Consider the following 16,555-nt stretch of genomic DNA (forward strand, 5'->3'; position numbering starts at 1 on the left):
TTCTTTACTGGGTTATCAAGTCGCGCAGGGCACGGGTGCGCTCTTCGGTCAGGTCAGTCTTGCAGGTGGAAACCAGCAGCGGTTCCAGACTGCCCCCGCGGGCATAGTACCCCACGGTGGTGCAATGCGCGTCCCGATAGGCGATCCATGCGCGCTGGGCGGCCAGCAGGGCGTCGAAATAGCCGGGACGGCCGTCGTCGACGGCGTGGGTATCGCGGCGCTTCATTTCGGCGGCGGTGACCTTCCACTGAGCGTTCAGTGCAGTGTCGCTCGCTTCATACTCCAGCGCGGCGCAGCGGTTCATCCCCGTCTGCGTGTACGGGTCTTCGCAATCGGATGCTGCGCCCTGCATCAGCATCAATGCCGCGACGAGCATCATGCGATCCCTGCCAGTGCCTGTTCGAGATCGGCGATGATGTCATCGACATGCTCGATACCGACCGAAAGGCGCACGACATCCGGCCCCGCCCCGGCGGCGGCGAGCTCGTCTTCGCCAAGCTGGCTGTGCGTGGTCGACGCGGGATGGATAATGAGGCTGCGCGTATCGCCAATATTGGCGAGGTGGCTGAACATCTCGACGCCAGAGACGAGCGCCTTGCCCGCTTTGAACCCGCCCTTGAGCCCGAATGTGAAAACTGCGCCGCCGTGCCCCCCCAGATAGCGGTCGGCCAGGGGCTTGTAACGGTCACCCTCAAGCCCGGCGTAGGACACCCAATCGACCTTCGGATGATCCTGCAGCCAGCGCGCGACCGCCAGCGCATTGCTGCAATGCCGTTCCATGCGCAGCGCCAGCGTCTCCATACCTGTCAGCGCGAGGAATGCGTTCATCGGCGCCATGGCGGGGCCGAGATCGCGCAGACCGAGGACACGGCATGCAGTGATGAAAGCGATCGGCCCGATGGGTTCGAGGGCATCGGCGAGCACCACGCCGTGATAGGAGCCATTGGGTTGGGTCAGGCTGGGGAACTTGTCGCTCGCCTTCCAGTCGAACTTGCCCGAATCCACGATCAGCCCGCCGACGGCATTGCCGTGGCCATTCAGGAACTTGGTGCAGGAATGGACGACAATGTCGGCACCGTGATCGAAGGGACGGCACAGCGCCGGCGTCGCCAACGTGTTGTCGACCATCAGCGGGACGCCGGCAGCATGTGCAGCTTCGGCAATCGCTGCAATATCGCTCACCACGCCGCCGGGATTTGCGAGGCTTTCAATGAACACGCAGCGCGTCTTGTCATCGATAGCCGCAGCGACATTGGCGGGATCGTCGGCATCGACGAAACGGGTTTCCCAACCGAACTTGCGGAAACTTTCACCAAGCTGGTTGAGCGAGCCGCCGTACAGCTTGTTCGCAGCCACGATATTGCAGCCCGGCTCCATCAGTGTGTGGAACGCGATCAATTGCGCGGCGTGGCCCGAAGCGACGCCGAGCGCCCCGACCCCGCCTTCGAGCGCTGCGATCTTCTTCTCCAGCGCATCATTGGTCGGGTTCATGATGCGCGAATAGATATTGCCGAATTCCTGCAGGCCGAACAGCCGCGCGGCATGGTCGGGATCGTCGAAGACGTAGCTCGCCGTCTGGTAGATCGGCGTGATCCGCGCCTTGGTGGTCGGATCGGGCTCCTGCCCTGCGTGTATCGTCAGCGTTTCCAGCTTCTGTTCGGTCATCGACGTTCCCCTCGTTCCTATTCGGCCGGTTCGCAGGCGTTCTGGCAGGATGCCGCGCGCATCGGCTCTTCCTGCTGCAGCGCCGTCAGGCCCAGCTTGGCGAACAATGCAGCGTCGGTGTCGTCGCCCGCATTGGGCGCGGTCAGCAGCTTGTCGCCAGTGAAGATCGAATTCGCCCCGGCGAGGAAGCACAGCGCCTGCGTCGCCTCGCTCATGCTCTCGCGTCCGGCGGACAGGCGCACCATGCTCATCGGCATGGTGATGCGCGCGACCGCAACGGTGCGGACGAATTCGATATCGTCGATCTTGGCGAGCGGCGTGTCGGCCAGCATGTCGCCCAGCACCGTGCCCTTGACCGGCACCAGCGCATTGACCGGCACGCTTTCGGGATGGCGTTCGAGCGTTGCGAGCGTGTGGACGAAGCCCACCCGATCGCTGCGCGTTTCGCCCATGCCCACGATCCCGCCGCTGCACACGTTGATGCCCGCGTCGCGCACGTTCTGCAGCGTGTCGAGCCGATCCTCATACTTGCGGCTGGAGATCACCCGCTCGTAGTACTCCGGCCCCGTGTCGACATTGTGATTGTAGTAATCGAGGCCCGCCTCCTTGAGCATGTCCGCCTGTTTCGGCGTCAGCATGCCCAGCGTCATGCAGGTTTCCAGCCCCATGGCGCGCACGCCTTTCACAATCTCGACGATCGCGGGCATGTCGCGGTCCTTGGGATTGCGCCAGGCAGCGCCCATGCAGAACCGCTGGCTGCCCGCATCCTTCGCCTGCGCCGCCGTCTGCAGCACGGCACGCACATCCATCAGCTTGGTCGCTTCGACCCCGCTGTCGGCCTTCACCGACTGCGAACAATAGCCGCAATCTTCCGGGCAGCCGCCGGTCTTGATCGACAGCAGCGTGCAAAGCTGGACCTGCTCCGGCGGATGGTTCTGGCGGTGGACGCTCGCCGCGCGAAAGAGCAGTTCGGTGAACGGAAGGTCGAACAGGTCCGCGATTTCCTCGCGGGTCCAGTCGGTGCGGATTTCAGTCATGCGGGTTTCCTGGCAAGGTAAAGACCGAATGCCATGACCACCAGCCCGAGCGCGCGCTTGGGAGTAATCGCGCTCTGGATGGAGCCAAGCAGGCCGAAATGGTCGATAATCGCCGCAGCGACGATCTGGCCCAGCAGCACGAAGAAGATCGCATTGCCCAGCCCGATACGCGGCGCGGAATAGGCCACCGAAGTGGCGTAGAACAGCATCACCACGGCGCCGATCCACAACCAGGGCCGTTCGAAAGTGAAGGTGCTGGCGGCGGGAAATCCGGTGAAGGCCAACATCGCGCTGGCGATGACAAAGCCGATGGCGAACGTGACGGCGGTCGCTGCAATCGGCCCGCCCAGTTGCTGCCCCAGCGCCGCGTTGAGTGCGGCGAAAACAGGAATGCCCAGCCCGGCGGCGAACATCATCGCCGCAATCGGAATGAACGCGCTCGACGAAGGTGCGCTCACTCCGCCGCCTCGTCCAGATCCTCGCCGGCAGGCGGCATGTTGTGGCCCAGCAGTCGCAGCACGTCCGCCGCGCATTCCACGACGTTGCTGCCCGGGCCGAAAATGCCCTGTACCCCGGCATCGCGCAGGAAGTCGTAGTCCTTGGCGGGAATAACGCCTCCGGCGACGACCTTGATGTCGGCGCGGCCGGCGTCCTTCAGGTGTTCGATGAGTTCGGGGATCAGGGTCTTGTGCCCGGCGGCCAGACTGCTCGCCCCCACGGCATCGACATCGTTTTCCAGCGCCATCCGGGCGGTTTCGCTCGGGGTCTGAAACAGCGGGCCGGAGAGCACTTCGAAACCCATGTCGGCAAAGGCGCTGGCGATCACGTTGGCCCCGCGATCGTGGCCATCCTGCCCCATCTTGGCGACCATGACCTTCGGCTTGCGCCCCAGCCTGCGGGCAACCGCGTCCACCCCGCGCACGACCTGTTCGTAGCGCTCATCACCGGCATAAGCGCGCGAATAGACGCCCTTCACCGGGGTGGGCATGGTGTCGTATCGACCGAAAGCCTGCTCCATCGCCGAGGAGATTTCGCCCAGCGTGGCATCGTGGCGCGCGGCCTCAACCGCCAGCGCGAGCAGGTTCGCGCCGGTCTCGGCGCCCTGGCTCAGCGCTTCCAGCGCGCGATCGCAGGCGTCGCTGTCGCGTTCGGCGCGAACGCGCTCGATCCGCGCAATCTGGCTCTGCCGCACTTTGTGGTTGTCGATATCGAGCGTTTCGATCTCCGCCTCTTCCGCAAGGCGGTATTTGTTAACCCCCACGATCACGGTTTCGCCCCGGTCGACCATCGCCTGCTTGCTCGCAGCGGCTTCCTCAATCTGAGCCTTGGGCTTGCCGCTGGCGACGTAGGCGGTCATCCCGCCTGCCGCATCGATCTCGTCGATCAGCGCGCCGGCCTGCTCGACCAGCGCCGCGGTGAGGCTTTCGATGTAATAGCTGCCGCCCAGCGGATCGGCGACATTCGTAATGCCCGATTCTTCCTGGAGAACGAGCTGCGTGTTGCGCGCAATGCGGGCGGAAAAGTCGGTCGGCAGCGCAATCGCCTCGTCCAGCGCATTGGTGTGCAGCGACTGCGTGCCGCCCAGTACCGCAGCCATCGCTTCCACCGTGGTGCGGATGACGTTGTTGTAAGGGTCCTGCTCCTGCAGAGAGACACCCGACGTCTGGCAATGCGTGCGCAGCATCTTGGACTTCGGGTTCTGTGCCCCCAGCCCTTCCATCACATCATGCCACAGGGCGCGCCCGGCGCGCATCTTGGCGATTTCCATGAAGAAATTCATGCCGATGCCCCAGAAGAAGGACAGGCGCGGCGCGAAGGCGTCGATATCGAGGCCCGCTTCCATTGCGCGCTTGGCGTACTCCTTGCCGTCGGCGATGGTGAAGGCCAGTTCCTGCACCGCGGTCGCCCCGGCTTCGTGCATGTGATAGCCCGAAATCGAAATGCTGTTGAATTTCGGCATGTTGGCCGAAGTATATGCGATGATGTCCGAAACGATCCGCATGCTCGGTTCGGGCGGATAGATATAGGTGTTGCGGACCATGAACTCCTTGAGGATGTCGTTCTGGATGGTCCCCGAAAGCTTGTCCTGGGCAACGCCCTGCCGTTCCGCCGCGACAATGTAGAACGCCAGCACGGGGATCACCGCGCCGTTCATCGTCATGCTGACGCTCATCGTGTCGAGCGGGATCTGGTCGAACAGGATTTCCATGTCGCGCACGGTGTCGATCGCGACACCCGCCTTGCCGACATCGCCGACGACGCGTGGGTGATCGCTGTCATAGCCGCGGTGCGTGGCGAGATCGAAGGCGACGGACAGACCCTTCTGCCCCGCCGCCAGATTGCGGCGATAGAAGGCGTTCGATTCCTCGGCGGTCGAAAAACCGGCATACTGGCGGATGGTCCAGGGGCGCCCGGTGTACATCGAGGCATAGGGCCCGCGCGTGAATGGCGCGATGCCCGGCACACCGGGGTCGAGATCCGCAGTGTCCTCGCGGGTGTAGAGCGGCTTGACGGCAATCCCCTCGGGCGTGTGCCACGTCAGGTCCCGGCCCTTCACTTCCTTGTCGGCGAGGGGTTTCCAGTCGTCATAAGTCGGCTTGTCGGTCATGCGCTCCCCCTAAACACAATCGTATGCACAGGGGAAGGGAGAGCGCGCTTTACTCGCCCTTGAACACCGGCTTGCGCTTCTGGAGGAAGGCCATGCCGCCTTCCATCGCGTCGCTGCTGGCGGCCGCCTGTCGCTGGCCTTCCGCCTCGGCCAGAAGGACCTGATGAATCTCTCCGTCGAGCGCGGTGGCGATGTTGCGCTTCATCGTGGCGTAGGCAACGGTCGGGCCATTCGCGAGCCTTTCTGCCAGTGCCCGCGCCTCGTCCATCAGCGCATCGTCATCGACTGCCTTGAAGATCAGGCCCCAGTCTTCCGCCTGCTGTGCGCCGATTTTCTCGCCCAGCATCATCATGCGTGTGGCGCGGGCACGGCCAATCGCGCGCGACAACATCCAGGTGGAGCCGCCATCGGGCACCAGGCCGATATTGACGAAAGCCTGAAGGAAATAGGCGCCCTTGCCTGCCAGCACGAAATCGCCTGCCAGCGCCAGCGAACAGCCAATGCCCGCCGCCGGGCCGTTGACCGCGCAGACCACGGGCACCGGCGCGCGCAACACCTGGTTGATCGCGGGATTATAGTGGTTCTGCAGCGCGCGATGACTGCCACCCTTGTTCTGCAACGCGCTGCCCTCTCCCCGCGCAGACAGATCTGCGCCCGAACAGAAGCCCTTCCCCGCGCCGGTAATCAGGACCGCACGGGCATCGTCGAGGTCGTAGAAAGCCGAACCGATCTCGTCCGCCATCTGCGGCGGCATCGCGTTCAACCGATCGGGCCGGTTGAGCGTGATCGTAAGCAGCGGCCCTTCTCTCTCGACGATAATGGTTTCGTAGCTCACACGTCTCTCCCAAGCGTTTCGTTTCGCAACCGAGAGTGGCCGCGATAGGGGCCTTGCGCAAGTCCGTTACGGCGCGCGCCGGAAATCAGTGGCCGGGGCCCTTGGGCGTTTCCATGATTTCCGTGAGCTGGCCCATCATGTCCTTGGGATGAAGAAAGAAGATCGGCGTTCCATGCGCGCCGATCCGCGTGGGGCCGAGGATGCGCTTGCCCAGCCCTTCGAACCAGGCGCGGGCCTGTTCGATGTCTTCCACCTCATAGCAGACATGGTGCTGCCCGCCGGCGGGGTTCTTGGCGAGAAAGCCGGTCAGCGTCGATTGCTCGCCCAGCGGCTCGATCAGCTCGATCTGCGTGCCATTGGTGCCGCTTTCGCCCGGCGTATCGACGAAGCAGACCTTCACGCCCTGCTCCTCAAGGTCGAACGGCTCATGGGTGATACTCGCTCCCATGACATCGCGATAATAGCGCAGCGATTCCGCGATCGAAGGCGTCGCGACGCCGATATGGTTGAGACGGCCGAGTTTCATTTTACACTCTCTACTAACGTTTCATTGGAAGGTATTTGGCCGATTTCATAAGCCGCGAACCCAATCCCAACCATAAAAGCCGCAATTGAGAGACCGAGTAAGGCAGCGCCAGTGACGAAAACACCGTTGGGTTCTGGATCGTAAGCCTCATTTTCGACAGTATCCAAACCCTCACCCCTCCAAAGGGTATTGGTTAATTTGCCAGCATAATCAGCTGCACCAATTGAAAGCAAAATGCCGCTTCCCAGCGTAAGTCCGATACCGGCGAAGAAGGCCCACGCTGGACCATCAAACATGATGGGAGCGAATTCCTTGGAATTGAAACCTGCTATCAACGCCGCCGAATGGAAAACAGCACTGCTTGTTAGAACCCATTTCAACAGTGCGATCGAACTGTCGAAAAACCGCGAGATCGCATCGCGAGCGATGCCCTTCCGCTCTTCAAGAACCCAATCTGGAAGGTCCTCGCTCACATAACCTCACAACGGAATATTATCGTGCTTTTTCCACGGGTTCTCAAGCACTTTGCCGCGCAGTTTGCGTAGGCCGAGCGCCACCCGACGGCGGGTCGAGTGCGGGTGGATCACTTCGTCGATATAGCCGCGGCTTGCTGCGACGAAGGGGTTGGCGAAGCGGTCTTCGTATTCCTTGGTCTTCTCGGCAATCTTGTCGGGATCGTCGCGGTCCTGGCGGAAGATGATTTCGACCGCGCCCTTCGCGCCCATCACCGCAATTTCCGCCGTGGGCCAGGCGTAGTTCAAATCGCCGCGCAAGTGCTTTGAAGCCATCACGTCGTAGGCGCCGCCATAGGCCTTGCGGGTGATGACGGTGATCTTCGGCACGGTCGCCTCGGCATAGGCGAACAGCAGTTTCGCGCCGTGTTTGATGATCCCGCCCAGTTCCTGGCTCGTGCCGGGCAGGAAGCCGGGTACGTCGACGAATGTGAGGATCGGAATATCGAAGGCATCGCAGAAGCGGACGAAGCGCGCGGCTTTCTTGCTTGAATTGATGTCCAGCACCCCGGCGAGCACCATCGGCTGGTTGGCAACAACACCCACCGTGCGCCCTTCCACCCGGCCGAAACCGCACAGGATATTGCCGGCATGGGCCGGCTGAATTTCGAAGAAATCGCCTTCGTCCAGAACCTTACGGATGACTTCGTGCATGTCGTAAGGCTGATTGGCATTGTCGGGGATCAGCGTATCGAGCGAAGGCTCCTCCCGGTCCCACGGATCGGCCGTCGGACGTTCGGGCACGTCCTCGCGGTTCGAAAGCGGCAGATAATCGAAGAAATTGCGCGTCTGCAGCAGGGTCTCGATGTCGTTCTCGAACGCGAGATCGGCCACGCTGGTCTTGGTCGTATGCGTTACCGCGCCGCCCAGTTCCTCCTGCGTTACGACCTCGTTGGTCACCGTCTTCACCACGTCCGGCCCGGTGACGAACATGTAGCTGGAATCCTTCACCATGAAGATGAAGTCGGTCATCGCGGGGGAATAGACCGCCCCGCCCGCGCACGGCCCCATGATCAGGCTGATCTGGGGGATGACGCCGCTCGCCAGCACATTGCGCTGGAACACCTCGGCATAGCCGCCCAATGAGGCGACGCCTTCCTGAATACGCGCGCCGCCGCTGTCGTTGAGGCCGATGACCGGCGCGCCAACCTTCATCGCGGTGTCCATCACCTTGCAGATCTTCTCCGCATGGCGTTTCGACAGGCTTCCGCCGAAGACGGTAAAATCCTGGCTGAAGACATAGACCAGGCGGCCGTTGATCGTGCCGCTGCCGGTGACCACACCATCGCCGGGAATGCGCTGGTCCTCCATCCCGAAATCGACGCAGTCATGCTCGACATACGTGTCGAGTTCTTCGAAGCTGCCTTCGTCGAGCAGAATATCGAGCCGTTCGCGAGCGGTGAGTTTCCCCTTGGCGTGTTGCGCATCGATGCGCTTTTGCCCGCCGCCCATGCGGGCGGCTTCGCGGCGGCGTTCCATTTCGGCGATATTGGCTGACATCGGCACCCCTGCTGTTATCTTGAGGCGGGGCCTAGCGGGCGGTGCGCGCGAGCGTCAATCTTTCATGCAATCTTGCGGCTGATCGCCCGTGCGCCCCGCACCCGGCCCGGATCAGCGCAGCAGAACCAGTTCCTCCGCCATCGTCGGATGAATCGCGACCGTTGCGTCAAAATCCGCCTTGGTCAGCCCTGCCTTCACCGCCACCGCTGCCGCCTGCATGATTTCCGCCGCTTCCGGCCCGATCATGTGAATGCCGAGGATGCGGCCCGAATCCTCGTCGCACACCATCTTGTAGAGGCTGCGCTCGTTACGGCCGGCGAGGACGTTCTTCATCGGGCGGAAGTCCGACTGAAACACCCGGACGGAACCGAACTTGTTACGCGCTTCGCCCTCGGTCAAGCCCACTGCCGCCAGCGGAGGATGGCTGAACACGGCGCTGGGTATGCAATCGTGATCGACCGCAACCGGATCGCCGCCCCCGAAAACGGTATCGGCAAAGGCTTGCCCTTCGCGGATTGCAACCGGGGTCAACTGCACGCGATCGGTCACATCGCCGACGGCATAGATGTGTTCGACGCTGGTCTTGCTGAAGCGATCGACCCGGATTTCGCCCTTGTCGCCGGTTTCAACGCCCGCCTTCTCAAGCCCCAGCCCCTCGGTATTGGGGACACGCCCGGTCGCGAACAGCACGCAATCGACCACCATATCGTCGTGATTGGTCATCGATACCGTGAGGGTGCCATCGCCGTTCTTCGCAATGCCGCGAAACTCGGCATGGAAGCGGAAGTCGATGCCCTTCATCATGCTGATTTGCAGCAGGCGGTCGCGCAGCGCCTCGTCATAACCGCGCAGCAACTGGTCGCTGCGGTTAATGATCGTGACCTGGCTGCCGAATTCGTTGAAGATGCCAGCAAATTCATTGGCGATATAGCCGCCCCCGGCGATCAGGATGCGGCGCGGCATTGTTTCGAGGTGAAATGCCTCGTTGCTGGTGATGCCCAGTTCATGTCCCTCGCAATCGGGGACGTGGGGCCGCGCACCGCTGGCGATCAGGATATGCTTTGCCGTCACCGTGCGCCCGCCGGAAAGCGCGATCTCGTGCGGTCCCACCAGTTCGGCGCGCTCGTTGATCACCTCAACCCCGTGGTTATCGAGCGTTTCGGTATAAAGGCCGTTCAGGCGATCGACGTCGCGAAGCACGTTGTCGCGCAATGTCGCCCAGTCGAATTTCGGATTATCGATCGTCCACCCGAAAGCCTTTGCATCTTCCAGATCCTCGGCAAAATGGGCGCCGTAAACGAGCATCTTCTTGGGCACGCAGCCGCGAATGACGCATGTTCCGCCGACACGGTGTTCTTCCGCCACGGCCACCCTTGCGCCGTGCGAGGCCGCAACGCGGCTGGCCCGGACGCCGCCCGATCCGGCACCGATGGTGAATAGGTCGTAGTCGTACTGATCCGCCATGCGCGCGCGCTCCTTGGTTGGATGCGCGATATGGCGGGCATGACGCCGCTTGCCAACCATGCCGCTTGCGAACGGGTCAGTCGCGGCGGCGGTGGGCCGGTGGTTCCTCTTTCGCCAGGCGGCGCGCGGTGGAGGCTGTTTGCGCCGCGAACAGCGCGATCAGCAGCAGCCCGACGCCGCCGACAAACAGGTCAAAGATATTGAGCTGCCAGACGATCGGGCGCTCCGGCCCGGCAATGAACATCGCCAGCGTCAGGGCGATCAGGATCAGGCGCAGCTCCGTCGGCCCTGCATTGAGGTAGGACAGCCTCAGTTCGCCAAGCACGCGCACCGACAGGAACGCATGGATCGACATCAGCAGATATCCGACCAGCGCGATCAGGGCGACTTCCATCTCGACATAAGAACTGAGGCCGATGCCCACGACGACCAGCATAGTCGCGAAACCGTCGCAGCTGTGATCGAGGAAGTAGCCATAGCGCGGCCGTTCGATCTTGCGGAAACGGGCCAGGCTTCCGTCCAGCGAATCGCCGAACCAGTGGACCACGTATCCACCGATCGACAGCCACAGCCAGCCTGCGTCCAGATTGCTCGCCAGATAGCCGGCGAACACCAGCAGGGCACCGAACATGCCCGTGAACGTCAGCATGTCGGGGGTAACCCAGCCGGGCATGGCGGCGCACAAACGGTTGAGCGCCCGCCGCTCGACGCGGGCGATCAGGTTATCCTGAATGCGCTCGATCGGTGCGGCTGTGCCCCGGGGGAACTGTTCCATCGCCAATCTCTCCTTCAGGCTGGAGGGCGCCCGTGGGCGCGAGTTGCCGGCTCGCGCTTGGTCGAGAGCCGGCAGCAGAGGTGCATCGTGTCAGGCCCGACCGCTACGACCGGGACGCCTGCGGCGGCGCTGTTGCTGGGGCCGACCGCCTTCGCCTTCCCCACTGCGCCCTTCGGCAGCGCGGGGCTTGCCCGCGCGACCGGGATGCTTGGAGCTCGACTTGCGCTGCTCTCCCGAACGCCCGTCACCGCGCGGCTTGACCGCGACCCTCTGGCGGGGCTGGCGCGGTTCCGGCTTGGTCGGCCCGACGCCTTCCACCACCGCACGGAAATTGTCCGGCAGTGGCAGGCGTTCGAATTCCGCATCCGTCGTCTTGCGAATATCCTTCAGATAAGCTCGCTCGTCCTCAGCACAGAAAGCGATTGCGATCCCGTCCGCCCCCGCACGCGCGGTGCGGCCAATGCGGTGGACGTACTGTTCGGGCACGTTGGGCAGCTCGTAATTGACCACGTGGCTGACGCCCGGAATGTCGATCCCGCGCGCCGCAACGTCGGTGGCGACGAGAACCGGCGTCTTCGCCGAACGGAACTCGCTCAGCGCACGCTCGCGCTGCGGCTGGCTCTTGTTGCCGTGAATGGCGTTGGCGGGGACGCCGGCCTGGGCCAGTTTCTTCACCACGCGATCCGCGCCGTGCTTGGTACGGGTGAACACCAGAACACGCTCGATCTTGCCCGGCACCGGATGGCGCCCGCGCAGGATCATTTCGAGCAGGGTCTGCTTCTCGTCCTGCTGGACCATGAACAGGTACTGCGCGATCCGCTCTGCAGTCGTGCTTTCGGGCGTGACCGAGACATGGACCGGCTGGCGGCAATATTTGCCGACCAGTTCCTTGATCTGCTTGGGCATCGTGGCACTGAAGAACAGCGTCTGGCGGTCTTCGGGCACGAGCTGGCTGATCTTGCGCAGGGCATGGATGAAGCCGAGGTCGAGCATCTGGTCCGCCTCGTCCAGGACGAGGATCTCGACCGAACCCAGGCCAAAGGCCTTCTGATCGATCAGGTCGAGCAGGCGGCCCGGCGTGGCGACCAGAATGTCGGTGCCGCGGTGCAGCTTGTTGCGATCCTTGTTGACCGAAGTGCCGCCGACGATCGACTGCACTTTAAGGCCGGCGAGCGCGCCGTAATCCTTCGCCGACTGGGCGATCTGCCCGGCCAGTTCGCGCGTGGGGGCGAGCACGAGCATACGGCACGATTTGAACGGCGTCTGCCGCCCCGCCTCGCGCAGCCGGTCGATGCTGGGCAGCATGAAAGCCGCCGTCTTGCCCGTTCCCGTCTGCGCGATACCCAAGAGGTCGCGGCCTTCGAGCACGGGGGGAATGGCCTGCGCCTGGATCGGCGTGGGCGTGTTGTAACCTTTCAGGTCGAGCGCCTGAAGAACGGGCTGCGACAGCCCGAGTTGATCGAATGTCATATGAATAAAACTCGCAATACATGCGACGCGCAGCCGGAAATGGCGCGCGGCGCGGGGGTTGAAACCGCCCGCGTGAAAAGGGAAGTCTTTGAGAAAACCGAAACGCGGCCGGGGTGTCCCATGTCTCGGGATCACCACTTCACGCTGGCACGCGCGTTTCGCTGGGCAGGCAAATGGGCGTAAACTTGCCAAAAGTCAATCGCCCGTTTGCAATGCCTCCTTGCTGGCGGCCGTCGCCAGAACGTCGGCCGGGGCCAGAACGCGCCACACGACGCCATCGGGCGCGTAGTCCAGCGTCACCTGGGCGCGCATCGCCATTGCCGGATTGCGCTTGATAATCGTGGTCCCGAACCCAGAGCGCGTTGGCGAAACGACCGGCGGGCCGTCGCGTTCGCGCCACTCCAGATCGAGCATGGCGGCACCGTCGCGTTCCTCCACGCGCCAGCGCAGCGCGACCCGGCCTTTCGCATTGGACAGCGCGCCGTACTTGGCCGCGTTGGTGGCCAGTTCGTGGATCGCCAGACCCAGTGCCTCGGCCGCAGCCGGCTTCAGCTTCACATCGTCGGGCCCGTCGAACTCCACCCGCCCTTCCGAAATGTCACTGACATGCAGGATCTGCGACTGCGCGATGTCCGCCACCGTGACGCCGATCCAGTTGCCGCTGGTCAGCAGGTCCTGATTGGCGGAGAGGGCGGAGATTCGCCGGGTCAGCGCGTCGACCAGGTCGGGATCGCTGTCGCCCACAGTGCGCTGGATGATCGCCTGGATCGTGGCCATGATATTGCGTGAACGATGATTGACCTCGTTCATCAGCAGTCGGATGCGCTCGTTCGTCTCGCGTTCTTCGGTGATATCGGTGTTGGTCCCGCACCAAAGGATCACTTCGCCATTGTCGTCGCGCAGCGGCTGCGCCTGCGTGAGGAACCAGCGGTAATCGCCATCCTTGCCGCGCAGGGGGAACGTGTCGGTCCACGGTTCACCCGTATCCCACGACCGCTGGACATGCTCCACCACCCGGTCGACATGATCGGGGTGATGCACGGCGCGCCAGCCCCATCCCTGCATTTCGTCCAGAGTGGTCCCGGTGTAATCGTACCACCGCTGATTATACCAGAACAGCCACCCCTCGCGGTCGGCCATCCAGGCGAGCTGCGGGATGTTGTTGGCGAGCGCTTCGAACCGTTGGCGGCTTTGCAGCAGCTCGGCGCGCAGGGTGGCCTGTTCGCGCAAGTCGTTGGCGATCTTCGATGCGCCGATAATCGTCCCTTCCGCATCGCGGATCGGCGACACGGTGATGGCAACGGGGATGAGCGTGCCGTCCGCCCTCAGCCGCATGGTCTCGAACTTGGGCACCAGTTCGCCGCCGCGAACGCGCGCGAGAATGGCGTCTTCTTCCCCCTGTCGGTCGGCCGGGATGATCCGCCGGATCGAATTGCCGATCATGTCCGCCGCGGGTATGTCGAAAAGCCGCTCCGCCGCGGCATTCCAGCTCATCACGATACCGTTCAGATCCTTCGAGACGATCGCGTCCGAAGAATGGTTTACGATCGCGGCCAGATGCGCGTCGCGAAAGGTGTCCGGCTGCCCCTGCACCAGCGACCACTAGCATATAGCCGGTTGGAAACAACGGATTTCGATATGACAAAAAGCAGGTTTCAGACCGCCTTTTGCCGGCGCTGAAACGGCCGGTCAGATCATGCCCAGCTGTTCCGCAGCCAATTGCTGTAGTGCGGCGGCGACCGGGGTCGAGATACCCAGATCGCGCGCCGCGCGCTCGTCCGGCCCCAGCGTGCGCGGATCGATGCCGGTGACGTAACCGAACACGATCAGCGCTTCGAGATAGGAGCCGTGCGCACTCGCGTGATATTGGTCGTGGCTCCACAGATCGATCTTGCCGAATGCGCGCCCGTTATAGGGATTGGAATCGGCGAGACCGCGCGCAAACGCCCGGTTCCAGCCTTCGCCCACCGGGATGACCCCGTCGATATCCTGCGAAGCGGCATGAACCGTGTCCATCGCCGCGCGCAAGTCCAGCGCCATCGCAGCGAGCGGCCTGCCATGCCAGTGCCCTTCTTCGCGATAGACCTGATCCGCACGCGACCAGGTGGCCATGAGATAGACTTTCACCGCGGGATTGGCGCGGGTGAACATCGCAGCGAGCGCCGGCGCGTCCTGTGCCGTTGCCGTTGCATCGCCCGGCCTTTCAGGGTCGAGCACCGAATACTGCTGCATGACCACCACGTCCCAGGCGGCGTCGATCGCCTCGCGCCGTTCGCGCAAATGGAACCCGAGCGTCGAGCCCCCGCGAAGTTCGTGCGAAACGTTCCATTCGGCCCCCGCCTGTTCCGCAAACGTGGCGAACAGCGCGGGCACGCCGCCTACCCCTTCATCATTGAGGTCATCGACCGTGTCGGGGCGATAGCGAAGCACCGGCGATCCGGCACCCTGGGTGAAACTGTTGCCGATGAACAGGATCGTGCGCGGTTCCTCGTGTGCGGCAGCCGGCGAAACGCCGATCAGCAGCGCAACCGCAAACATGATGAAGGATCGCAGCATTTTCCCTTCCTTCCGGCTATCGGCAATGGCGGCTACCGACGGCGGGCTGTAAGGTCTATCCCAGACCCGCGGCATCCAGCAACGCCTGCGTACCGGGATCGAAATCCCCCCCGCCCGCATCGATTTCCTTCGCCATCCGCTTGCCCAGTTCAACACCGAATTGATCGAACGGGTTGATCCCCATCAGCACCGCATTGGCAAACGTGCGGTGTTCGTGAAACGCCACCAGCGCGCCGAAGGTCGCCGGATCGATATCGTCGCACAGGATCGTGGCGCTGGGCCGATCGCCGGGGAAATGGCGCGCCGGGTCCTCGCCCTTGTCGCCCGCCATCAACGCCGCGCCCTGGGCGAAGCAGTTGGTCAGCAGAATTCTGTGATGCGCAGGATCGAGCGCATCGCCCGGCGCGATGCTGGCAATGAAATCGACCGGCACGAGATGGGTGCCCTGATGCAGCAGTTGGAACACAGCGTGCTGCGCGTCGGTCCCCACCCCGCCCCAGGTTATCGGTGCAGTCGGGCCGGAAACGGGTTCCTGCCCGGCGGTCACCCGCTTGCCATTCGATTCCATTTCCAGCTGCTGCAGATAGTCGGGCAGCAGGGTCAGCCGTTCGTCGTAGGCAAAAACCGCGCGTGTCTGGCAATCGCGGATGCGCGCATAATACAGGTCGGAAAATGCGGCACGCAGCGGCAGGTTGTCGCGCCCGTCCGCGGTTTCGAAATGGGCATCCATCGCCCGCGCGCCCGCCAGCAGCTCGCGAAATTCGTCCATCCCGATGGCAAGGGCGACCGGAAAACCGATGCTGGACCACAGCGAATAGCGCCCGCCGACCGTTTCGGGAAAGGGCAGGACGCGCGTTTCGTCGACGCCCCATTCCACCGCCTTTTCGGGGCTGGCGGTCAGCGCCACGACCCGGCCGGACGGGTCGGCAACGCCATTGTCGGCCAGCCAGGCAAGCGCGGTGGCGGCATTGGTCATCGTTTCGATGGTCGTGAAAGTCTTGCTGGCGACCGCTATCAGCGTCTTCGCCGGGTCGCAGGCGGCGAAGGCACGTTCCAGCGCGAGCCCGTCGATATTCGAAACGACGTGAACATCCACCCGCGCCCCGTCGCGTGTCAGCGCGTCGATTGCCAATGCGGGGCCCAGCGCACTGCCGCCGATACCGATGTGGATCAGGTGCCTCACATCTCCCAGCGCGCCGTCGTGGATCGCCTCAACCAGCATATCCATGCGGCGCAGCAGCGCCTCTGCCTCTTCCACCTTGGCCGGATCGCCCGATCCGCGCATTGCCGGGTGCGTGGCCGCGCGTCCTTCGGTCGGATTGACGATTTCGGCATCGAACAGCTTGCGGCGCATCGCCGCGAAGCCGGCAGCGTCCGCCAGCGCTTCGAAACGCGTGCAGAGCGCATCGTCCAGATGCGTCTTGGACCAGTCGAAACGGATGTTCCCACCCTCGTCCCCCGGCAGCGCCAAAGTGCCCGAAAAGCGCGCGGCGCGCCCTTCGTCGGCGTGAAACAGTTCGTCCAGTGTTCGCCGCGGCACCGCCGCGATCGCATCCCATGCCGCCGAAACCGCTTCGCTCATGCGAAATTCCCTTTCCTACATCGCC

General features: G+C 63.5%; 15 protein-coding genes. All 15 read right to left on the reverse strand.

Annotation, left to right across the window (positions count from 1 at the left end; all coding sequences use genetic code 11):
- Window positions 1–4: 4 nt before the first annotated feature.
- The 15 genes from AM2010_RS05060 to pgi all read right to left on the reverse strand — a co-directional run bounded on the left by AM2010_RS05060 (window position 5) and on the right by pgi (window position 16,530).
- Complete coding sequence (locus AM2010_RS05060) at window positions 5–376, reverse strand: lysozyme inhibitor LprI family protein (RefSeq protein WP_244881993.1); 372 nt, start codon at window positions 374–376, stop codon at window positions 5–7.
- Entirely contained in the window at window positions 376–1,665 is a 1,290-nt protein-coding gene (locus tag AM2010_RS05065; protein ID WP_047806156.1) for an O-acetylhomoserine aminocarboxypropyltransferase, read from the reverse strand. Before AM2010_RS05065 ends, AM2010_RS05060 begins: the two co-directional genes overlap by 1 nt.
- Before the next feature lie 17 nt (window positions 1,666–1,682).
- Window positions 1,683–2,702: a biotin synthase BioB gene (gene bioB / locus AM2010_RS05070; protein ID WP_201784033.1), complete on the reverse strand. Its 1,020-nt coding sequence runs from the start codon at window positions 2,700–2,702 to the stop codon at window positions 1,683–1,685.
- Entirely contained in the window at window positions 2,699–3,160 is a 462-nt protein-coding gene (locus tag AM2010_RS05075; protein WP_236699408.1) for a DMT family transporter, read from the reverse strand. The genes bioB and AM2010_RS05075 overlap by 4 nt, the downstream gene beginning before the upstream one ends.
- On the reverse strand, window positions 3,157–5,310 hold the full coding sequence (scpA, locus tag AM2010_RS05080; protein WP_047806157.1) for a methylmalonyl-CoA mutase: 2,154 nt from the start codon (window positions 5,308–5,310) through the stop codon (window positions 3,157–3,159). The genes AM2010_RS05075 and scpA overlap by 4 nt, the downstream gene beginning before the upstream one ends.
- Window positions 5,311–5,359: 49 nt before the next feature.
- On the reverse strand, window positions 5,360–6,145 hold the full coding sequence (locus AM2010_RS05085; RefSeq protein WP_047806158.1) for an enoyl-CoA hydratase-related protein: 786 nt from the start codon (window positions 6,143–6,145) through the stop codon (window positions 5,360–5,362).
- Window positions 6,146–6,230: 85 nt separating this feature from the next.
- Window positions 6,231–6,671 carry a methylmalonyl-CoA epimerase gene (gene mce, locus AM2010_RS05090; RefSeq protein ID WP_047806159.1) on the reverse strand — a complete coding sequence of 147 codons (441 nt, stop codon included), beginning with the start codon at window positions 6,669–6,671 and terminating at the stop codon, window positions 6,231–6,233.
- The gene (locus AM2010_RS14155) at window positions 6,668–7,144 is read right to left on the reverse strand and encodes a hypothetical protein (protein ID WP_058350895.1); all 477 of its coding nucleotides are present in this window, start codon (window positions 7,142–7,144) and stop codon (window positions 6,668–6,670) included. Before AM2010_RS14155 ends, mce begins: the two co-directional genes overlap by 4 nt.
- Before the next feature lie 6 nt (window positions 7,145–7,150).
- Complete coding sequence (locus AM2010_RS05095) at window positions 7,151–8,683, reverse strand: acyl-CoA carboxylase subunit beta (protein ID WP_047806160.1); 1,533 nt, start codon at window positions 8,681–8,683, stop codon at window positions 7,151–7,153.
- Between the two features lie 111 nt (window positions 8,684–8,794).
- Window positions 8,795–10,147 (reverse strand): glutathione-disulfide reductase, encoded by a 1,353-nt coding sequence (gene gor, locus AM2010_RS05100; protein ID WP_047807708.1) that lies wholly within the window; start codon window positions 10,145–10,147, stop codon window positions 8,795–8,797.
- Between the two features lie 76 nt (window positions 10,148–10,223).
- Window positions 10,224–10,922, reverse strand: coding sequence for a CDP-alcohol phosphatidyltransferase family protein (locus AM2010_RS05105; protein ID WP_047806161.1), 699 nt, complete (start codon window positions 10,920–10,922; stop codon window positions 10,224–10,226).
- 90 nt (window positions 10,923–11,012) lie between these two features.
- Complete coding sequence (locus AM2010_RS05110; RefSeq protein WP_047806162.1) at window positions 11,013–12,392, reverse strand: DEAD/DEAH box helicase; 1,380 nt, start codon at window positions 12,390–12,392, stop codon at window positions 11,013–11,015.
- Between the two features lie 195 nt (window positions 12,393–12,587).
- The gene (locus AM2010_RS05115; protein WP_053043935.1) at window positions 12,588–13,985 is read right to left on the reverse strand and encodes a PAS domain S-box protein; all 1,398 of its coding nucleotides are present in this window, start codon (window positions 13,983–13,985) and stop codon (window positions 12,588–12,590) included.
- 96 nt (window positions 13,986–14,081) lie between these two features.
- Window positions 14,082–14,948, reverse strand: coding sequence for a glycosyl transferase family 1 (locus AM2010_RS05120; protein WP_053043936.1), 867 nt, complete (start codon window positions 14,946–14,948; stop codon window positions 14,082–14,084).
- A 55-nt stretch (window positions 14,949–15,003) separates the two neighbouring features.
- Window positions 15,004–16,530, reverse strand: coding sequence for a glucose-6-phosphate isomerase (gene pgi, locus AM2010_RS05125; RefSeq protein WP_047806163.1), 1,527 nt, complete (start codon window positions 16,528–16,530; stop codon window positions 15,004–15,006).
- Window positions 16,531–16,555: the final 25 nt, after the last annotated feature.

Source organism: Pelagerythrobacter marensis (assembly GCF_001028625.1).
Taxonomy (GTDB): domain Bacteria; phylum Pseudomonadota; class Alphaproteobacteria; order Sphingomonadales; family Sphingomonadaceae; genus Pelagerythrobacter; species Pelagerythrobacter marensis.

Bases quoted from the DNA above. Each gene is read 5' to 3' on its own strand.
- AM2010_RS05060 (WP_244881993.1), bottom strand. From the start codon at position 376: ATGCTCGTCGCGGCATTGATGCTGATGCAGGGCGCAGCATCCGATTGC.
- AM2010_RS05065 (WP_047806156.1), bottom strand. From the start codon at position 1,665: ATGACCGAACAGAAGCTGGAAACGCTGACGATACACGCAGGGCAGGAG.
- bioB (WP_201784033.1), bottom strand. From the start codon at position 2,702: ATGACTGAAATCCGCACCGACTGGACCCGCGAGGAAATCGCGGACCTG.
- scpA (WP_047806157.1), bottom strand. From the start codon at position 5,310: ATGACCGACAAGCCGACTTATGACGACTGGAAACCCCTCGCCGACAAG.
- mce (WP_047806159.1), bottom strand. From the start codon at position 6,671: ATGAAACTCGGCCGTCTCAACCATATCGGCGTCGCGACGCCTTCGATC.
- AM2010_RS05095 (WP_047806160.1), bottom strand. From the start codon at position 8,683: ATGTCAGCCAATATCGCCGAAATGGAACGCCGCCGCGAAGCCGCCCGC.
- gor (WP_047807708.1), bottom strand. From the start codon at position 10,147: ATGGCGGATCAGTACGACTACGACCTATTCACCATCGGTGCCGGATCG.
- AM2010_RS05105 (WP_047806161.1), bottom strand. From the start codon at position 10,922: ATGGAACAGTTCCCCCGGGGCACAGCCGCACCGATCGAGCGCATTCAG.
- AM2010_RS05110 (WP_047806162.1), bottom strand. From the start codon at position 12,392: ATGACATTCGATCAACTCGGGCTGTCGCAGCCCGTTCTTCAGGCGCTC.
- AM2010_RS05120 (WP_053043936.1), bottom strand. From the start codon at position 14,948: ATGCTGCGATCCTTCATCATGTTTGCGGTTGCGCTGCTGATCGGCGTT.
- pgi (WP_047806163.1), bottom strand. From the start codon at position 16,530: ATGAGCGAAGCGGTTTCGGCGGCATGGGATGCGATCGCGGCGGTGCCG.